This is a genomic window from Patulibacter americanus DSM 16676 (assembly GCF_000420025.1).
Classification (GTDB): Bacteria; Actinomycetota; Thermoleophilia; order Solirubrobacterales; family Solirubrobacteraceae; genus Patulibacter; species Patulibacter americanus.
Map to the genome: position 1 here is coordinate 24,049 of NZ_ATUD01000020.1, position 17,757 is coordinate 41,805.

The window sequence follows — 17,757 nt, forward strand, 5'->3', positions numbered from 1 at the left end:
GCGGGTCGGCGCCGCGTGCAAAGATGCCGGGATCGACCCCGACGGAGCGGCAGCACCATGAGCAACATCGATCACCCCGCCCACAAGGACGAGCAGGTCAAGCTCGGCCCGATCACCCTGCTGTTCGCGATCTCCAACGTGATCGCGTTCGCCGGGATGTTCCTGGTGATGATCTGGAACCACCTCGGCGGCTTCTAGGCCCCGCCGTCGCCGGGCGGGACGCGGAAGACCGCTCCCCCGACCACGGCACCGCAGGAACGACGAAGGGCCCGGATCGGCAGATCCGGGCCCTTCGTCGTTCGGGACCGCGTGGTCCGACGCAGCGAGACGCTGCGCCGGGACCGACTAGCGGTTCTGGAGCGTGTCGCCGAGGCGCACGAGCGCGTCGGCGCGGCGCTTGCCGGCACGGGCGAGGCGGTGCGCCTCCGTGCCGGGCTCCGTCTTCTCGAGGCGCTCATCGGCCTCGCGCTGCTGGGCCTCGGCGTCGGCCCGGTCGTACTCCTCGACCGGGTACGCGTGGTCCACGAGCAGCAGGACGTTGCCGTCCTGCGCGACCTGGAGGTAGCCGCCCGTCTGGATGAAGCGCTTGACCTCGCCGTCGTCCGGCAGGGTCAACCGGAGCTCCGCCGGCTCGAGACGGCCGAGGAGGGGCTGGTGCTTGGCGAGGATGCCGATCTCCCCCGCGACCGTGCGGGTGGAGACCTGCTGGACCTCACCGGCGAAGAGCTCGCCGGTGGGGGTCAGGACCTCGGCGCGGAACGGGGTGTGGACGGCCACGCCGATCAGCCCTTCTTGGCGGCCTCGACGACGTCGTCGATCGAGCCCTTGAGGAGGAACGCGGACTCGGGCAGGTCGTCGTGCTGACCCTCGATGAGCTCCTTGAAGGAGCGGACCGTCTCGGCGATCGGCACGTACTGGCCCGGGGCACCCGTGAACTGCTCGGCGACGTGGAACGGCTGCGACAGGAAGCGCTCGACCTTGCGGGCGCGCTGCACGAGGATCTTGTCCTCCTCGCCGAGCTCGTCGATGCCGAGGATGGCGATGATGTCCTGCAGCTCCTTGTAGCGCTGCAGGATCTCCTTGACCCGGTTGGCGACGTCGTAGTGCTCCTGGCCCACGACCTCGGGCTTCAGGATCGTCGACGTCGAGTCGAGCGGGTCGACGGCCGGGTAGATGCCCTTCTCGGAGATCGAGCGGGACAGCGACGTCGTGGCGTTCAGGTGCGCGAACACCGAGGCCGGCGCCGGGTCGGTCAGGTCGTCGGCAGGCACGTAGACGGCCTGCACGGACGTGACGGAGCCCTGACGGGTCGACGTGATCCGCTCCTGGAGCTGACCCATCTCCGACTCGAGCGTCGGCTGGTAGCCGACCTGGGACGGCATGCGGCCCAGCAGCGCCGAGACCTCGGAGCCGGCCTGCACGAAGCGGAAGATGTTGTCGATGAAGAGCAGCACGTCCTGGCCGCCCTGCTCACGGAAGTACTCCGCCATCGTCAGGCCCGTGAGCGCCACGCGCATGCGGGCTCCCGGGGGCTCGTTCATCTGGCCGAAGACGAGCATCGTCTTGTCGATGACGCCCGACTCCTGCATCTCCAGGTAGAGGTCGGTGCCCTCGCGGGAGCGCTCGCCGACGCCGCAGAACGCGGACAGACCGCCGTGCTCCTGCGCCAGGTTGTTGATGAGCTCCTGGATGAGGACGGTCTTGCCGACGCCGGCGCCGCCGAACAGGCCGATCTTGCCGCCCTTGGCGTACGGGGCGAGCAGGTCGATGACCTTGATGCCCGTCTCGAACATCTCCGTGGTCGGCGTCAGGTCCTCGACCTTCGGCGCCGGGCGGTGGATGCCCCACGTCTCGTGCTGCGCGAGCTCGGCACCCTCATCGATGGTCTCGCCGAGGACGTTGAAGATGCGGCCGAGCGTGACGTCGCCGACGGGCACGCTGATCGGGCCGCCCGTGTCGCGGACCTCGACGCCACGCGCCAGGCCGTCCGTGGACTCCATGGCCACGGCGCGGACGCGGTCGTCGCCGAGGTGCTGCTGCACCTCGAAGACGAGGCGCGTGCCGTCGCGGAGCGTGGACTCGACGGCGTTGTTCAGGGCGGGGAGGTGACCGGCCGGGAACGACGCCTCGACGACGACGCCCTGGACCGACTCGATCCGCCCGGTGGTGGTGACAGTTGCGGCTTCCATCAGATCCTCTTCTCGTGCGGGTACGGGCGGTACTGCGACTGGTTGTGGGTGCCGGGCATCAGTTCAGTGCCTCCGCGCCCGCGACGACTTCCATGATTTCCTGCGTGATGTCCGCCTGACGCGCGCGGTTCATCGCGAGCGTGAGCGTCTCGATGACGTCGGCCGCGTTGTCCGAGGCGCTGCTCATGGCGGTCATGCGCGCGCCGTGCTCGGACGCGGCGGACTCGAGCATCGCGCGCAGGAGCGAGATCTCGACGAACTCGGGGACGAGCTCCGCGAGGATCTCGGCCGGGTCGGGCTCGTACTCGACGAGCGCCTTCGGGCCGTCGGACTCCTCGGCCGGCGCGATGTCGTGCTCGCCGCTGTCGTCGACGATGTTCGCGGCGGCCAGGGGCAGCAGCGTCTCGCGGCGGACCTCCTGGACCAGCGGCGAGACGTAGCCGTTGTAGATGACCTCGACGCGGTCGAGCTTCTGGTCGACGTAGGCCGCGACCAGATCCTCGGCCACGCGATGGGCGTGGGACGCGTTCGGTGCGTCCGTGAACCCCGTGTACGCGCCGTCGATCGGCTTGTTGCGGAAGTTCAGGGCGGACTCGCCGCGGCGGCCCGTCACGTAGTAGCGGACCTCCTCGCCGGACGCCTCGAGCTCCTGCGCGCGGGTCAGCCCGGCGCGCAGGATCTGCGAGTTGAACGCGCCGGCCAGGCCACGGTCGGCGGTGATCAGCACGAGGCCGACGACCTTCTCCTGCTCGTGCGTCTGCAGGACGGGCTGCGACTGCAGCTCGCCGGAGCCGGCCGCCGCGGCGGCCTGGCTCGTCATGCGACGGACCGCGTCCGCGTAGGGACGCAGCGACGACGCACGCTGCTCGGCCTTGCGCAGGCGCGACGCCGAGACCATCTCCATGGCCCGCGTGATCTTGCGGATGTTCTGGACCGACCCGATGCGGGCCTTGACGTCGCTCTGCGCCATGGCTCAGCTCCCGGGGTTTCGGAGGACGGAGGCCATCAGACCGCGGCGCCCTGCTCGATGGGCTCGCCGTCCTCGTCGAGGTCGTAGCCGAAGTCGTTCTTCGTGAAGTTGTCCACGAAGGTCTTGACCTCGCCCACCGTCTCGTCGGACCAATCGCCCGAGGCGATCTTCTCGCGGGTCCCGGTGATCTCGGAGCGCGCGTTCTCGATCAGCCGCGAGAGGTACTCCTCGGCGCGGTCGACGGAGACGCGGTCGAGGTAGCCGTTCGTCGCGGCGTAGATCTGGATGACCTGGTCCTCGACGGGGATCGGGGAGCGCTCGCCCTGGTTCAGCGTCTTCACGAGACGCGCACCGCGGTCGAGGGTCTTGCGGGTGTCGGCGTCGAGGTCCGAGCCGAACTGCGCGAAGGCCTCGAGGTCGCGGTACTGCGAGAGGGCCAGCTTCAGACCGCCCTGGACCTTCTTCATCGGCTTCGTCTGCGCCGAGGAGCCGACGCGGGAGACCGAGATGCCGACGTTGATCGCCGGGCGGACGCCCGAGTAGAACAGCTTCGGCTCGAGGAAGATCTGGCCGTCCGTGATCGAGATGACGTTCGTCGGGATGTAGGCCGACACGTCGCCGGCCTGCGTCTCGATGATCGGCAGCGCGGTCATGGAGCCGCCGCCCAGGGCGTCGGACAGCTTGACGGCGCGCTCGAGCAGGCGCGAGTGCAGGTAGAACACGTCGCCCGGGTACGCCTCACGGCCCGGCGGGCGGCGGAGCAGCAGCGACATCTGGCGGTACGCGAACGCGTGCTTCGTCAGGTCGTCGTACACGACCAGGGTGTGACCACCCTGGTAGAGGAAGTGCTCGGCCATCGCGGCACCGGCGTACGGGGCGATGTACTTGATCGGGGCGGCCTCGTCGGCGGACGCGGCGACGATGATCGTCGACTCCAGGGCGCCGGCCTCGGCGAGCGTCTGGGCGAGCGCCACGACGGTGGCCATGCGCTGGCCGATCGCGACGTAGACCGAGATGACTCCCGAGTCCTTGTTGTTGATGATCGTGTCGATCGCGATCGACGTCTTGCCGGTCTGGCGGTCGCCGATGATGAGCTCGCGCTGGCCGCGGCCGATCGGGATCATGGCGTCGATCGCCTTGATGCCGGTCTGGAGCGGCTCGCCGACGGGCTTGCGGGCGATGATGCCCGGGGCCTTGAACTCGAGCGGGCGGACCTCGGTCGTCCCGATCGGGCCCTTGCCGTCGAGCGGCACGCCGAGCGGCGAGACGATGCGGCCCAGGAGCCCCTCGCCGACCGGGATCTCGAGGAGCTCACCCGTGCGCTTGACGGTGTCGCCCTCGGCGACCTTCTGCCAGTCGCCGAACAGCACGGCGCCGACGTTGTCGGAGTCGAGGTTCAGGGCCAGGCCGGTGACGCCGTGCGGCAGCTCGAGGCGCTCGAGCGAGACCGCGTTGTCGAGGCCGTGAATACGGGCGATGCCGTCCGCCACGGAGAGGACGGTGCCGACCTCGGTGAGCTCGGAGGCGCCGGCATCGAGACCCTCGATGCGGCTCTTGAGGATGCTGGTGATCTCGTCGGGCTTGATCTGCATGGAGTTGATCCTTGAAGGAGGGTCAGCCGGCCGCGACTTGGCGACGGAGCGACTCGAGGCGGTTACGGATGGATGCGTCGAGGATCTGGTTCCCCACGCGGAGCGTGAGGCCGCCGATCAGCTCGGGGTCGACCGAGCTCGTGAGCTCGACCTGTCGACCCGTGCGGCGACCGATCTCGTCACCGATGCGTTGTGCGGCCTGCTCGTCCAGCGGGACCGCGCTGGTGATCGTGACGGCGAGGAGCTTGCGCTCCTCACGCCAGAGGTCGTCGAAGGCGCGCCGCAGTCGCGGCAGCACCGGCAGGCGATGGTTCTCGACCAGGAGGTCGAGGAGGTTCGTCAGAGCGGGCTCGCCGTCCACCACGAGGCGCGACAGGGCGTCCCGCTTCTCGCCGGACGAGAAGTACGGCGAGTAGAAGAACAGGCGCAGGTCGTTCGACTCCGCGAAGGCGTCGTCGACCTGCCCCAGCTGCTCGGCGACCGCGTCGAGGGTGCCCTGGTCCCGGGCCACCTCGAACAGCGAACGAGCGTAGACGTGAGCGATGTCGTCCATGGGCTACCGGCTGCCCTGACCGGACAGCTTGGAGAAGTCGATCTCGCCCAGCGCCTCGTCCAGCAGGCGCTGCTGGTCGTCGGCGGTCAGCGACTTGCGGGTGACCTTCGCCGTCGCCTCGACGGTGAGGGCGGCCACCTCGTTGCGCAGCTCGTCCACGGCACGACGCGTCTCCGCCTCGATGTCGCGACGGGCCTGCTCGAGGAGGTCCTCGCGGGTCTTGCGACCCTGCTCGACCGCCTCACGCTCGACCTGCTCGCCGGAACGGCGAGCACGGTTGACGATCTCTTCGCTCTCGGCGCGGGCGGCGGTCAGCTGCTCGCGGTACTCGTCGGCCAGGGCCTGGGCCTCGGCCTGGGCCTTCTCGGAGGCCTCGATGCGCTCCTCGATGGCCCGCTGGCGCTTGTCGATCACCGCGGTGATCTGCGGCCAGGCGTACTTCTTCAGGACGAGCAGGGAGACGACGAAGACCAGCAACACCCAGATCATCAGGCCCGGGGAGGGCTTGACGAGCGGGTTCAGCTCTTCGCTGCCGGACTCGGCACCGGCCTCGGTCGCCCCCAGGACGATCGTCCCGACGGTTGTGGTCAGCGTCGCCAGCATGGGATCAGACGAAGAACGCGATGAGGCCGGCGACGAAGCCGTAGAACACGGTCGCCTCGGTCAGGGCGAAGCCGAGGAACATCCGGCCCTGCAGGTCGCCGGCGAGGTCGGGCTGACGCGAGATGGCCTCGATCGTCTTGCCGAAGATGAAGCCGACGCCGATACCGGTGCCGAGCGCGGCGAGGCCGGTGCCGAGGCCAAGACCGATGGCGCGGCCGGCGGTCTCGGCGTAGGCGGCGGGGTCGCCGCCGGCCTGGGCGAGCGTGCTGATGATGGAGAGGTCCACGGTGGCTCCTTTAGTGCTCCTCGGCGACGGCGCCGCCGATGTAGATGGCAGTGAGGGTGCTGAAGATGAACGCCTGGAGGACTGCCACCAGGGTCAGTTCGAAGAGGAAGAAGACGATGCCCACCGCCGCGGTGGCGATGCCCAGGATCCCGGCGCCGACGAGGCCCGGCTGCAGGAGGACGACGAGACCGCCGCCCATGAACAGGATCAGGAGGTGACCCGCCAGGATGTTCGCGTAGAGACGCAGCGAGAGCGAGATCAACCGGACGAAGTGGGACAGGATCTCGATCGGGTACATCAGCGGGAGGATCCACCAGGGCAGGCCGCTGGGGACGAGGCCCTTGACGTAGCCGACGAGGCCCTTGCGCCGGATGCCGACGACGTTGTAGGAGACCCACACCACGAGGGCGAGGATCAACGGCATCGAGATGTTCGCGGTGGCCGCGTACAGGGCGAAGCTCGGGATGTCCGCGCCGAGCACGTTGAACGTGTGGTGCGTGTTCGTCGGCAGCGGGACGTACCCGATGATGTTCGAGATCCAGATGAAGAAGAAGAGCGTCGCGATGAAGGGGAACCAGAAGCGCGCGGTCTTCCGGTCGTCGATGTTGTCCTTCACGATCGTCGAATCGACGAACTCGAAGGCCCACTCCACGACGGTCTGCGCGCGGCCGTTCGGCCGGGCCTGCATCCGACGGGCGATCAGCACGAGCGTGAGCACCGTGAGGATGCCGGCGAGGATGACGTAGAGGACGGCCTTGTTCAGCGAGAAGTCGATGCCGAACAGCTCGAGGTGCGGCCCGATGAGGGGCTCGCTGATGTCGAACTCCTCGTCCGGCTTGAACTCCTCTGCCGCCGAGGCGAGGCCCGGGGCGGCTAGGAGTCCGACGAACGGGGTTGCGGCCATCAGGGCGCGGTGGCGCAGCTTCACGATTGCCCCTCCGAGGGGTGCTGGACCGGGACCGGGCGCCCGCCGTGATCGGCGTGGAGCACCAGGTTGGTGACGAAGTGGACGGTGAACACGACGACCGCGAGGACGACGGCGGCGAAGCCCGTCTCCCGGTCGGTCAGGAGACCTACGACGAGCGCCGCGATGCCCGGGATCCAGGCACGGCTGACGACGCCGACGGCGACGAAGTTGAGGGCGCGAGCGGCGTCCTTGCCCTCCGCCTCGGCGCGGGCGACCAGGATCTGGTTCACGACGCGCTGGGCGATCCAGGCCACCGCGATGGCGACCCAGGCGAGGATGGGCAGGCCGGCCGCGACGAAGACGACGAGCGCGAGGGCCAGGACGATCAGGTCCAGGGAGCGGGCGAGCTTCACGCGCTCACCGGTCCCGGAAGCTCAAGTACACGAGCACCATGCCGAGTACGAACCCGACGGCCGCACCGGCCATGGCCAGCGGCAGCGCCAGGTCCAGCAAGGTGCCCACGCCGAAGCCCACCGCGGCGAGCAGCAGGATGGTGGCGATGAGCAGTGCTCCCGCTCCGAGACCGGTTCCGGCTGGAGGAGGCGAGGGCATGGTCAGTCGTGGGGCGGCGGTCGTGCGGAAGCATCGATCGGAGCGCCGGGGATTCGTGCGAATCGCGTCGGACGGGGCGTAGCGCCCCGGCCGAACCCGGCGAGGTGCGCAGACTAGCCGATGCAGCGGCAGCGTGCCACGTCCCTCAGGACGCGGGATCCCCGATGGCTACGGGCGATGCGCACGCTCGCACCAGCCTGCACCAGGGCTCGTGCCGATGCGGCGGAGGCTTCGTGCGCGTTGTCACGAACGTGGCGCGTTGGCATTCGGCCGGAGCGGCGTCACGCAGCGCACGCCCCGATGACCTCCTGCCACCAGCTCGCCTCGGCGTCGCCCCCGGCCGACTGCAGGCGCCGTCGGGCCTGACGCTGCACCGCGCGGCGGGAGCCCACGATCATCAGCGTGCCGGAGACGGCGTAGCGGCCGTCGGCGAGCACGACGAGCGCACCCGGCGCGTCGCGGCGGAGCCGGAGCTGCTCCACCGTCTCCACGCCACCGATCGTGGGCGGCGCGGCCGGATCGCCGTCGCGCGCGTCCCACGGGCCCGTCCGGAAGATCGGGGCGATCGCCACGTGCCGCCGCGCCGGGCGCACCGGTGGCCCCACCGGGCCCTCGCGCCACCGCTGCAGGAGCGCCGGCATCTCGCCGGCCACCTCACGCCGCAGGAGCACGTGGAGCCGGTCCTCCACCTCGAGCATCGTCGAGCCGCGGGGCAGGAGCGCCTCGTCGCCGCGCACGAGCACGTTGACGAGCGCCGCCCGCGGCAGCCCGAGGTCCTTGACGCGCGCGCCGACCATGGCGTCGCCGGGCCGGACGCGGACCTCGACGACCTCCGCCCCCAGCTGCCGCACGGCCATGACCTCGACGAGCGGGCGGTCGATCGCCGGCTGGGTCGTCGTGACGCCGAGGCGCTGCGCGAGGCCCTCGAAGGAGACGCCCTGGACCACCGTCGTGAGCAGGACCACGAAGAAGACGATCGACAGGAGCTCCCCCGACCCCGGCACCCCGGCGATGACGGGGAACGTGGCGAACACGATCGGGACCGCACCGCGCAGACCGGCCCAGGAGACGGCGATCTGCTCCCGGGCGGTGAAGCCCTGCGGCGCCAGGAGCGTGAAGACGGCGATGGGCCGGCCGAGGAAGAGCAGGGCGGCGGTGATCACCAGCGCCGGCGCCCAGACGTCCACCAGGCCGTCCGGCGACACCAGGAGCCCGAGCGAGAGGAACATCCCCAGCTGGGCGACCCACGCGATGCCGTCGTGGAACGCCAGGATCGACCGCTTGCCGCGGATGGGGTACGTGCCGAGCACGAGGCCCGCGAGGTAGGCGGCCAGCAGCCCGGAGCCGTGCAGCGTCGCCGCGGCGGAGAAGGCGAGGATCGCGGTGGCCAGCGACGCGACGGGGTACAGCCCCTCGCTCGCCAGCCGCGCCCGGCGGAACGCCTGCACCGCGAGCAGGCCGATGACGACGCCGACCACGGCGTCGACCGCGAGCTCCTGCGCCATGTGGGTGAAGATCGACAGGACGGAGCCCTCGTCCTGGATCAGCTCGACGAGTCCGATCACCAGGAGCGCGGTCACCGGGTCGTTCATCCCCGCCTCGCCCTCGAGCGTGCGCGCCAGCCGCTTGCGCAGCGTGGAGCCGCGGAGCAGCGCGAAGATCGCGGCACCGTCCGTGGAGGCGACGATCGCCCCGAGCAGGAGCCCCTGCTCGAAGCTCAGGTCGAGCGTGAGGTACGCGACCGTGCCGACCACCGTCGTGGTGATGAGCACGCCCAGGGTGGCCAGGGCGGCCGCCGGGGCGATGACGGGACGGATCTCGCGGACGCCGGAGGCCAGCCCGCCCTCGAAGAGGATGAGGACGAGGGCGACGTAGCCGACGTCGCGGATCAGCTCGGCGTCGAGGTCCTCGACGATCCCGACGCCGTCCGGACCCGCCAGCATCCCGAGCAGCAGGAAGACGACGAGCGCCGGGACCCGTAGTCGGCCCGCGAAGAGCGAGGCGCCCAGGCCGGCCACCAGCAGCAGACCGGCGAGCAGCAGGACCTCTTCGAGCACCCCTTCGATCCTAGTGCAGGCCGCGGGTGCCGCCGGGTGCCCGCCGGGCTAGGGCCGGACCCCCGGCCCCCGCCCCTGGGGCGAACGGCGGCCGTGCTCCGCGGGCTGCGCGCGGCGCGGGAGCGCCGGGCGTGGAGCTCAGTCCTCGAGGAGGACGAACTCGCTCTTCTCGGCGCCGCAGACGGGGCAGGACCAGTCGTCGGGGATGTCCTCGAAGCGCGTTCCGGGCGGGATGCCGCCGTCCGGGTCGCCCTCCGCGGGGTCGTAGATGAAGCCGCACGGCTCACAGATCCATTGCTGCACCCGCGGAGGTATAGCGGGTGAGCGGCGATACCCACCGTGCCACCCCGCGCCGCCCGCGGCGCTCCGGCCGCGGACGGTCTCCCCCGTGCCCGCCGCCGCTACGCTCGACGGGTGGCCCCGACCCCGCGCAGGACCGACACGACGAGCAAGCGGGAGCAGATCCAGGCCGACGTGCTCCGGGCGATGGAGGAGCTGCTGACGGAGGGGCAGACCTACGCGGACCTCAACGTCGAGCGGATCGCGAAGCGCGCCGGCATCTCGCGCACCGCGTTCTACTTCTACTTCCGGGACAAGCGCGAGGTGCTCGAGCGCCTGACGGTCACGGTCGCCGACCAGCTCTACGCCGCCGCCGACGTGTGGTGGTCGGGCCAGGGCATCCGCGAGGACGCGCTGCGCACCTCGATCGAGAACGTCTCGGCGCTGTTCGCGAGGCACGGTCCGCTGCTGCGCGCGATCGTCGAGGTCGGCACGTACGAGCGCGACGTCGCCGACCACTGGCGGGGGCTCATCGGCCGCTTCGTCGACGCAACGGAGCAGCGGATCGTCGCCGAACAGGCGGCCGGCAACGCCCCCGACTTCCCCGCGGGCCCCACGGCGTTCGCGCTCGTGTGGGGCGTCGAGCGCGCGCTGTACCAGCAGTTCGTGCAGGGCGAGGTCTTCTCGCCCACGGAGCTGGTCGAGGCGGTGTCCGCCATGTGGCTGCGGGCGATCTACGGGCGCCCGGACCCGGGCGTGCTGCTCGGCTGACGCCTCGGGCGACGGGTCTGCCCCGTCGCCGCGCCTAGCGGTCCGGCCCCCCCAGGGCGTCGTGGTCGCCCGTCGCGCTGGTGGCGAACGCCTCGTGCTCCCCGGTGATCGCGTCGAACTCCCGCGTCTCCAGCGTGTGCTCGACGTGCTCGTCGATCTCGGCCTCGGTGATGCCCGGACGCACCCGGCGCATCCGCAGCGCGTCGAGGCGGCGCAGCTTGAGGATCTCGAGCACGAGGACGAGATAGACGCTGACGCTCAGCACGGCGAGGGTGATGACGGCCATGACCGCCGTCCAGACCGTGTCGAAGTGGTTGCGGTCGTCCGTGTAGGGCACGAACCGCAGGGCGATCGCCAGCAGGGCCAGGGAGCCGGCCCAGGCGTAGAGGTAGAGCACGGTCCGGCGGGGACTGAACCCGATGCGCGTCAGGCGATGGTGGAAGTGGTTCTGGTCCGCGCTGTAGACGGGCACGCCGGCCTTCAGCCGCTTGAGGACCACGAACGTCGTGTCGAGCATGGGCAGCGCGAGCACGAAGAACGGGATCACGAGCGCGAGGACGGCGTTGGTCTTCACGGACCCCTCCACGGCGATCACCGCCAGGAGGTAGCCGAGCAGGAGCGCACCCGCGTCACCCATGAAGATCCGGGCGGGGTGGAAGTTGTGGACGAGGAAGCCCAGCGCGGCGCCGGCGGTCGCCGCGGCCAGGAGGGACGCGTGGCCGTAGTTCGCGGCGCTGAGGTCCCAGGCGACGACGCCCATGGCGACCGCCGCGATGGCGCTGACGCCCGCCGCGAGCCCGTCGATGCCGTCCGAGAAGTTCACGACGTTCATGAGCGCGACGAAGCCGAGGAGCGTGAGGCCCTGCGAGACCGTCGAGCCGAAGCGCACCGCCTCGATGTACGGGAGGGTGATGTTCTCGACCGTCACCCCCTGCGAGACCGGGATCCACGCCGCAGCGACCTGGCCGGCCAGCTTGACGAACCACGGGAGGTCGAAGCGGTCGTCCACCGCCCCCACCGTCGCGATCAGGATCGCGCCGAGCATGATCGCCTGAAAGCGGTCCGTCCGCTCGATCCACGTCTCGGGCAGGGGCACGAGCAGCAGGGCGACGCCGACGCCGACCAGGATGGCCAGGCCGCCGGAGAGGGGCGTGCCGCCGGCCGCGAGTCCACGGCCCCGTGGGCGGTCGACGGCCCCGAGCAGGGTGGCGAGCCGGCCGACCAGCGGGGTGAGGAGCGCGCTGACCGCGAAGGCGATCAGCAGGCCCACCACCGGGTCGCGCCAAGTCCAGCTCATGCCCGTCGCATCCTAGAGCGCCCTGCACGCACGGCCCGTGCGGGGGCGCGGGGCGCCGCCGCGGGCCGTGCGGGCGGGGTGCTCACCCCAGGTGGGTGTAGAGCGGGTGGCGCGCCGCGACCGCGGACACGCGGGCGGCGAGGTCGCCCTTCGCCGCGGCGAAGCCGGCGTCGTCCGTGCTCACGGCCGCGCGGATGACGCGGCCGACCTCGCGGAAGTCGTCGACCGTCAGGCCGCGGGTCGCCAGCGCGGAGGTGCCGACGCGCAGGCCGCTCGTGACCATCGGCGGGCGCGGGTCGAACGGCACGGCGTTGCGGTTGACCGTGATGCCGACCTCGTGCAGGCGGTCCTCGGCGTCCTGGCCGGTCAGCTCCGTGTCGCGCAGGTCGACGAGCACGAGGTGCACGTCGGTGCCGCCCGTGAGGACCTTCAGGCCGCTCGGCGCGGACGCCTCGTCCTCGCGCAGCAGCTCCTCGGCGAGCACGCGGGCGCCGTCGATCGTGCGGCGCTGGCGCTCGACGAACTCCTCGGAGGCCGCGATCTTCAGCGCGACGGCCTTCGCGGCGATGACGTGCTCGAGGGGCCCGCCCTGCTGGCCCGGGAAGACGGCCTGGTCGATCTTCTTCTGGTGCTCCGCGCGGCAGAGGATGATGCCCGAGCGCGGGCCGCCCAGCGTCTTGTGGACCGTCGTCGTGACGACGTCGGCGTGCGGCACCGGGTTGGGGTGCAGCCCGGCGGCGACGAGCCCGGCGAAGTGCGCCATGTCGACCCACAGGTACGCGCCGACCTCGTCGGCGATCTCGCGGAAGCGGGCGAAGTCCATCTGCCGCGGGTAGGCGGACCAGCCGGCGATGATCATCTTCGGCTTCGTCTCGCGGGCGATCCGCGCGACCTCGTCCATGTCCAGCTGCGAGGTCTCGCGGTCGACCTCGTAGGCGACGATGTCGTACAGGCGGCCCGAGACGTTGAGCTTCATCCCGTGGCTCAGGTGGCCGCCGTGGGCGAGGGAGAGGCCCATGACGCGGTCGCCGGGCTGCAGGAGCGCGTGGTAGACGGCGTTGTTGGCCTGCGCGCCGGAGTGCGGCTGCACGTTGGCGTGCTCCGCGCCGAAGAGCTCCTTCGCGCGGTCGATCGCGAGCTGCTCGACGATGTCGACGAACTCGCAGCCGCCGTAGTACCGACGACCGGGGTAGCCCTCGGCGTACTTGTTCGTCAGCACGGAGCCCTGCGCCTCGAGCACGGACTGCGGGACGAAGTTCTCCGAGGCGATCATCTCCAGCGTGTCCTGCTGGCGCTTGAGCTCGGAGGCCATCGCGGCGGCGACCTCGGGATCGACCTCCGCGAGCGGGGCGTTGAAGAAGTCGGGGGGCAGGGCGGACACAGGGGCTCCTCGGGAACGGTGCGGGGACAGCGGCGGTGGATGCCCAGGCGCGCGGCGGTGCGGTGCGTCGCTTCCCGGTGGTCCGTTCCACCCAAGGCGCCAGTCGCGACGAGCCCAAGCGTAGCGGCCCGACCGGGCGTCCGGCCCCCGCGGCGGGCCGGGCGCCCGGGCGGCCCCGCGCGCGCGCCGGGCGCCGGCCTCAGTGCGTCGGCTGCCCCGGGGGGATGTCCGCCGAGACCGGCGCTGTGCCGTCTCCCCCGCCCTCGACGTCCGCGATCTCGAGGATGCGGCGCTCGTGGCGGCCGCCCTCGAACGCCGTCGTGAGGAACGCCGCGACGATGGGCGCGGCGGCGTCGGCGCTCAGGCGCGCCTGGGAGAGCCCGAGGACGTTGATGCCGTTGTGCTTCCGGGCCATCGCGGCCTCGTCGGCGTCGTGCGCGTTGACCGCGCGGATGCCCGCGATCTTGTTCGCCGTGATCGTCACGCCGTTGCCCGACCCGCACACGAGGACGCCGCGCTCGGCGTCGCCCTCGGAGACCATCCGGGCCGCGCGGGCCGCGTACTCGGGGTAGTCCGTGGACGCGTCGGAGGTCGTGCCCGCGTCGACGACGTCGTGCCCGTCGGCCAGCAGCGCGGCCTTGACCCCCTCCTTGAGGGCGTATCCGGCGTGGTCGGAGGCGACGGCGATCCGCATGCGGCCCATCGTAGTCCCGGCCGGGGCCGCCCGCGCGGCCCGGCCGCGGGCGGCGGCGCCCGTGAGCGGCGCCCGGCGGGGCGTCAGTCGGCGCGCGGGCCGAGGTCGCCCAGCGCGGCGTCGACGGCGTCCGTCGGCAGCGCGCCCGCGCGGACGAGCCGCCACGAGCCCGCCGGCTCCGCGAGGCCGCGCAGGTCGACGATCGTCGACGGCGTGCCGGGCCGCGCGCCCCGGTCGAGCACGAGGTCGCAGGCGCGGCGGATGGGGCGCGGGACCGCGTCGACGGTCGCCGGGTCCGGGCCGCCCGCGCGGTTGGCGCTCGTCTGGACCACGGGCGGCGCGTCGACCGGCGCGGGGAGCCGGGGCACCCGCACCCCCAGGGTCGTCGTGTCGGGGCCGGTGGCGACGGCGAACCGTCCCGCCGGGTTGGGCACGAGCACGCCGACCGGTCCGGGCAGCAGGGCGGCCATCGCCGCCAGCACGCGGTCGCCAGCGCCGTCGACCGCCGCCAGGGCGTCGGCGAGGCGCCAGAAGAGGACGGACGAGGGCTTGGCGGGGTCGCGGCCCTTCAGCCGCGCGACCCGCTCGACCGCCCCGGGGTGCCCGGGGTCGGCCGCGAGGCCGTAGACCCCCTCCGCCGGGAACAGCGCGACGCCGCCCCGCGCCGTCACGCCGGTCAGCTCGGCGACCGCCGCCGGCTCGAGCGGCAGCACGGCGTCGCCGTCCACCGGCGGGCCGTCAGGCACGGCGTCGCCGTCGGGGGGCGTCTCCCGCCCGGGACCGTCGGGCGCCACGGCGTCCGTCACGCGCCGGCGACCCGGCCGACCACCGTCGTGCGGTCGACCTCCTCCAGGATCCGCCAGCCCGGCAGGGGGCTCGGACCCCGGAAGAGCTCGGCGACGACGGACGTGGGACCCGGGAGCCCACGGCCGTGCGGCAGGTCCATGCGCGAGTCGTGGAAGAGGACGACGCCGTCGGGGGCCACGTGCCGGTGGAAGCCGTCCCAGTCGCGGCGGCAGCCCTCGGCGGAGTGGTCCCCGTCGATGAACAGCCAGTCGATCGGCGTGCTCCAGCCCCGGGCGAGGTCCTGGCTCAGCGCCACGTGCCAGTGGACCCGCGGTGCGCCGCCCCGGGCCGTGCCGCCGCGGGCGGAGCGTGCGACGACGCGCTTCGTCGCCTGCTCGAGCGCGCCCCAGCCGGGCGGCAGCGCGGCGTCGTGCTCGCCGAACGGGTCGACGAGGTGCAGGTCGGTGCCCGCCCCGAGGTGCTCCGCCAGCAGCGCGGCCGAGCCGCCCTCGTAGACGCCGAGCTCGACGACGGTCCCACGGCCGGCGGCGGTCCGGAGAAGCAGCTCGGCCTCGGCGTCGGAGTGCATCGACCGCGGCGGGATCAGGCCGCCGCCGACGAAGGCCGCGCGCAGGCGCACGTCGTGCTTCAGGCGCGACGGGGTGGCGCGGCGGACGAGATGGGGCAGCTGCACGTCGGCGAGGCTAGCAGCGGGTTCACGACCGGCCGACGACGACGCGCCCGATGCCCGCGAGGTCGTCGCGGATCTCCGTGGCGGCGAACCCGGCCCGGCGGGCGAGCGCGGCGACGGCGTCGGCCTGGCCCTCCCCCACCTCGAGTCCGACGAGCGTCGCCCCGAACGCCCGCGCGTCCGGCAGCAGCCGGCGGATGACGTCGAGCCCGTCGTCCCCGCCGAAGAGCGCGAGGTGCGGGTCGTGCCGGAGCACCTCGGGCGGCAGCGACGCCCGGTCGGATTCGGGGATGTAGGGCGGGTTCGACAGCACGGCGACGTCCCGACCCAGGGGCGGCACGCCGGCGAGCAGGTCGCCCGCGTGGAACACCACGGACGAGCGCAGCCGGGCCGCGTTCCCCCGCGCGACGGCGAGTGCGTCCTCGGACACGTCCGTCGCGTGCACCCGCAGGTCGGCCCGCTCGTCCGCCAGTGCCAGGGCGATCGCGCCGCTGCCGGTACCGACGTCGACGACCGTGGCGCCCTGTGGGAGCTCGAGGCCGAGCTCGACGAGCAGCTCCGTCTCCGGACGCGGGATCAGGACGCGCGAGTCGACGGACAGGTCGAGGTGGCGGAACCCGCGGGTCCCCGTGAGGTGCGCGACGGACTCCCGGTCCTCGGCGCGACGGCGCCCGAGCGCCTCGACCTGCGCGGCGACGGCCGGGGCGAGCGGGCGCTCCGGCGAGAGGAAGATCCGCGCGCGGTCGATCCCCGCGGCGTGGGCGACGAGCAGCTCCGCGTCGAGCCGCGGCGTCTCGAGGCCGGCGGAGGCGAAGCGGGCGGTCAGGTCCCGGACGGCCTGCCCGACGGTCCGCACTCCGCCGGCGGGCCCGCCGGTGCCGTCCGTCACGAGCCGGACGCGGCCTGCAGCTCGAGCAGGCGACGCTTCTCGTCGGCCTGCAGCGCGTTCGTGAACTCGTCGAGGTCGCCCTCGAGGATCGCCTCGAGCGCGTAGCGGGTGACCTTGACCCGGTGGTCCGTCACGCGCCCCTCGCCGAAGTTGTAGGTGCGGATCTTCTCGGCGCGGTCGCCCGTGCCGACCTGGGCGGAGCGGGCGGCGGACTGCTCCGCGCGCTGCTCGGCGATCGCGTGCTCGTAGAGGCGGGCACGCAGGACGCGCAACGCCTTCTCGCGGTTCTGCAGCTGCGACTTCTCGTCCTGCATCGAGACCACGACGCCGGAGGGCTTGTGCGTGATGCGCACGGCGGAGTCCGTCGTGTTGACGGACTGGCCGCCGGGACCCGAGGAGCGGTACACGTCGATCTGCAGGTCGCTCTGCTCGATGTGGACGTCGACGTCCTCCGCCTCGGGCAGCACGGCGACGGTGCAGGTCGAGGTGTGGATCCGGCCCTGGGTCTCCGTCGCGGGGACGCGTTGGACGCGGTGGGTGCCGGCCTCCCACTTGAAGACGGAGAACGCGCCGTCGCCCTTCACGGCGAAGGTGTACTTGCCGTCCGAGACCTGCAGCGGCTCCGTCTTGAAGCCGCGACGCTCGGCGTACTTCACGAGCATCCGGTAGACGTCGCCCGCGAACAGGCCGCCCTCCTCGCCGCCCGCGCCGCCCTGGATCTCGACGATGACGTCCTTGTCGTCGTTCGGGTCGGGGTCGACCATGGAGACGCGAATCTCTTCCTCGAGCTCCGCGATGCGCGCCTTCGCGGTCTCGAGCATCTCGCGGACCTCAGAATCCTCGTCGTCGTCGAGCATCTCGCGGGCGCCCGCGGCATCGTCGACCGCGCGACGCCACTCGACGGCGAGCGCGTTGGCCTTGCCCATCCGCCGGTACTCCCGCCCGACCTCCGCGTAGCGGAGCCGGTCGCCGATCACCGCCGGGTCGACGATCTGGCTCTCCAACTCGGCGAACCGGGCCTCGATCTGCTCCACCAGCGCTTCGATCACGACCTGCGAGCTTACCCCTCGCCGTGCGCCCGGCCCCCTGCGGGTGCCCCGAGCCCTGCCGCGGTCCGACGCGACCCGGCCCGAGAAGCTCGGGGCGGGGCCCGCACGTCCTGCGGGTGCCCCGAGCCGTGCCGCGGTCCGACGCGACCCG

At 72.3% G+C, this 17,757-nt stretch carries 21 protein-coding genes and 1 riboswitch; of the genes, 2 read left to right on the forward strand and 19 right to left on the reverse strand.

The window, feature by feature from the left end; all coding sequences use genetic code 11:
• Positions 1-57 precede the first annotated feature (57 nt).
• On the forward strand, positions 58-198 hold the full coding sequence (locus tag F593_RS30125) for a hypothetical protein (RefSeq protein WP_022930569.1): 141 nt from the start codon (positions 58-60) through the stop codon (positions 196-198).
• Positions 199-345: 147 nt separating this feature from the next.
• Here F593_RS30125 and atpC read toward each other — a convergent pair whose 3' ends face one another.
• The 12 genes from atpC to rd form a co-directional block, all read right to left on the reverse strand.
• Positions 346-777, reverse strand: a complete 432-nt coding sequence (atpC, locus tag F593_RS27065; RefSeq protein WP_022930570.1) for an ATP synthase F1 subunit epsilon — start codon at positions 775-777, stop codon at positions 346-348.
• Positions 778-782: 5 nt separating this feature from the next.
• The gene (atpD, locus tag F593_RS0120270) at positions 783-2,189 is read right to left on the reverse strand and encodes a F0F1 ATP synthase subunit beta (protein ID WP_022930571.1); all 1,407 of its coding nucleotides are present in this window, start codon (positions 2,187-2,189) and stop codon (positions 783-785) included.
• 58 nt (positions 2,190-2,247) lie between these two features.
• The gene (atpG, locus tag F593_RS0120275; protein WP_022930572.1) at positions 2,248-3,159 is read right to left on the reverse strand and encodes an ATP synthase F1 subunit gamma; all 912 of its coding nucleotides are present in this window, start codon (positions 3,157-3,159) and stop codon (positions 2,248-2,250) included.
• 35 nt (positions 3,160-3,194) lie between these two features.
• On the reverse strand, positions 3,195-4,751 hold the full coding sequence (gene atpA / locus F593_RS27070; RefSeq protein ID WP_022930573.1) for a F0F1 ATP synthase subunit alpha: 1,557 nt from the start codon (positions 4,749-4,751) through the stop codon (positions 3,195-3,197).
• A gap of 22 nt (positions 4,752-4,773) precedes the next feature.
• Positions 4,774-5,304, reverse strand: coding sequence for an ATP synthase F1 subunit delta (gene atpH, locus F593_RS0120285; RefSeq protein ID WP_022930574.1), 531 nt, complete (start codon positions 5,302-5,304; stop codon positions 4,774-4,776).
• 3 nt (positions 5,305-5,307) lie between these two features.
• Positions 5,308-5,907: a F0F1 ATP synthase subunit B gene (atpF, locus tag F593_RS0120290; RefSeq protein WP_022930575.1), complete on the reverse strand. Its 600-nt coding sequence runs from the start codon at positions 5,905-5,907 to the stop codon at positions 5,308-5,310.
• Positions 5,908-5,911: 4 nt separating this feature from the next.
• Complete coding sequence (atpE, locus tag F593_RS0120295) at positions 5,912-6,193, reverse strand: ATP synthase F0 subunit C (RefSeq protein ID WP_022930576.1); 282 nt, start codon at positions 6,191-6,193, stop codon at positions 5,912-5,914.
• A gap of 10 nt (positions 6,194-6,203) precedes the next feature.
• On the reverse strand, positions 6,204-7,121 hold the full coding sequence (atpB, locus tag F593_RS0120300) for a F0F1 ATP synthase subunit A (protein WP_022930577.1): 918 nt from the start codon (positions 7,119-7,121) through the stop codon (positions 6,204-6,206).
• Entirely contained in the window at positions 7,118-7,513 is a 396-nt protein-coding gene (locus F593_RS0120305) for a hypothetical protein (RefSeq protein WP_022930578.1), read from the reverse strand. The genes atpB and F593_RS0120305 overlap by 4 nt, the downstream gene beginning before the upstream one ends.
• 4 nt (positions 7,514-7,517) lie before the next feature.
• Complete coding sequence (locus F593_RS0120310) at positions 7,518-7,712, reverse strand: hypothetical protein (RefSeq protein ID WP_022930579.1); 195 nt, start codon at positions 7,710-7,712, stop codon at positions 7,518-7,520.
• Between the two features lie 281 nt (positions 7,713-7,993).
• Entirely contained in the window at positions 7,994-9,769 is a 1,776-nt protein-coding gene (locus F593_RS0120315; RefSeq protein ID WP_022930580.1) for a potassium/proton antiporter, read from the reverse strand.
• A 138-nt stretch (positions 9,770-9,907) separates the two neighbouring features.
• Complete coding sequence (gene rd, locus F593_RS0120320) at positions 9,908-10,072, reverse strand: rubredoxin (RefSeq protein WP_022930581.1); 165 nt, start codon at positions 10,070-10,072, stop codon at positions 9,908-9,910.
• A gap of 111 nt (positions 10,073-10,183) precedes the next feature.
• Here rd and F593_RS0120325 point away from each other — a divergent pair, with 111 nt between their 5' ends.
• Positions 10,184-10,819: a TetR/AcrR family transcriptional regulator gene (locus F593_RS0120325; RefSeq protein ID WP_022930582.1), complete on the forward strand. Its 636-nt coding sequence runs from the start codon at positions 10,184-10,186 to the stop codon at positions 10,817-10,819.
• Positions 10,820-10,853: 34 nt separating this feature from the next.
• Here the strand turns inward: F593_RS0120325 and F593_RS27075 are convergent, their stop codons facing one another.
• The 7 genes from F593_RS27075 to prfA all read right to left on the reverse strand — a co-directional run bounded on the left by F593_RS27075 (position 10,854) and on the right by prfA (position 17,606).
• Positions 10,854-12,116 carry a glycosyltransferase family 4 protein gene (locus F593_RS27075; RefSeq protein WP_084630243.1) on the reverse strand — a complete coding sequence of 421 codons (1,263 nt, stop codon included), beginning with the start codon at positions 12,114-12,116 and terminating at the stop codon, positions 10,854-10,856.
• 82 nt (positions 12,117-12,198) lie between these two features.
• Positions 12,199-13,497 (reverse strand): serine hydroxymethyltransferase, encoded by a 1,299-nt coding sequence (gene glyA, locus F593_RS0120335; protein WP_022930584.1) that lies wholly within the window; start codon positions 13,495-13,497, stop codon positions 12,199-12,201.
• 34 nt (positions 13,498-13,531) lie between these two features.
• A riboswitch (ZMP/ZTP riboswitch) is annotated at positions 13,532-13,614 on the reverse strand.
• A gap of 82 nt (positions 13,615-13,696) precedes the next feature.
• Positions 13,697-14,191, reverse strand: coding sequence for a ribose 5-phosphate isomerase B (rpiB, locus tag F593_RS0120340; RefSeq protein ID WP_022930585.1), 495 nt, complete (start codon positions 14,189-14,191; stop codon positions 13,697-13,699).
• 83 nt (positions 14,192-14,274) lie between these two features.
• Positions 14,275-14,937, reverse strand: a complete 663-nt coding sequence (locus tag F593_RS27080) for an L-threonylcarbamoyladenylate synthase (protein ID WP_157252026.1) — start codon at positions 14,935-14,937, stop codon at positions 14,275-14,277.
• Positions 14,938-14,993: 56 nt separating this feature from the next.
• Positions 14,994-15,671 carry a class I SAM-dependent methyltransferase gene (locus F593_RS0120350; RefSeq protein WP_022930587.1) on the reverse strand — a complete coding sequence of 226 codons (678 nt, stop codon included), beginning with the start codon at positions 15,669-15,671 and terminating at the stop codon, positions 14,994-14,996.
• A 22-nt stretch (positions 15,672-15,693) separates the two neighbouring features.
• On the reverse strand, positions 15,694-16,557 hold the full coding sequence (gene prmC, locus F593_RS0120355; RefSeq protein ID WP_022930588.1) for a peptide chain release factor N(5)-glutamine methyltransferase: 864 nt from the start codon (positions 16,555-16,557) through the stop codon (positions 15,694-15,696).
• The gene (gene prfA / locus F593_RS0120360; RefSeq protein WP_022930589.1) at positions 16,554-17,606 is read right to left on the reverse strand and encodes a peptide chain release factor 1; all 1,053 of its coding nucleotides are present in this window, start codon (positions 17,604-17,606) and stop codon (positions 16,554-16,556) included. Before prfA ends, prmC begins: the two co-directional genes overlap by 4 nt.
• Positions 17,607-17,757 lie beyond the last annotated feature (151 nt).

Coding starts and splice junctions, on each gene's coding strand:
- rpiB (WP_022930585.1), bottom strand. CDS start 14,191: ATGCGGATCGCCGTCGCCTCCGACCACGCCGGATACGCCCTCAAGGAG.
- F593_RS0120310 (WP_022930579.1), bottom strand. CDS start 7,712: ATGCCCTCGCCTCCTCCAGCCGGAACCGGTCTCGGAGCGGGAGCACTG.
- atpA (WP_022930573.1), bottom strand. CDS start 4,751: ATGCAGATCAAGCCCGACGAGATCACCAGCATCCTCAAGAGCCGCATC.
- F593_RS30125 (WP_022930569.1), top strand. CDS start 58: ATGAGCAACATCGATCACCCCGCCCACAAGGACGAGCAGGTCAAGCTC.
- F593_RS27075 (WP_084630243.1), bottom strand. CDS start 12,116: ATGAGCTGGACTTGGCGCGACCCGGTGGTGGGCCTGCTGATCGCCTTC.
- atpD (WP_022930571.1), bottom strand. CDS start 2,189: ATGGAAGCCGCAACTGTCACCACCACCGGGCGGATCGAGTCGGTCCAG.
- atpG (WP_022930572.1), bottom strand. CDS start 3,159: ATGGCGCAGAGCGACGTCAAGGCCCGCATCGGGTCGGTCCAGAACATC.
- atpH (WP_022930574.1), bottom strand. CDS start 5,304: ATGGACGACATCGCTCACGTCTACGCTCGTTCGCTGTTCGAGGTGGCC.
- atpF (WP_022930575.1), bottom strand. CDS start 5,907: ATGCTGGCGACGCTGACCACAACCGTCGGGACGATCGTCCTGGGGGCG.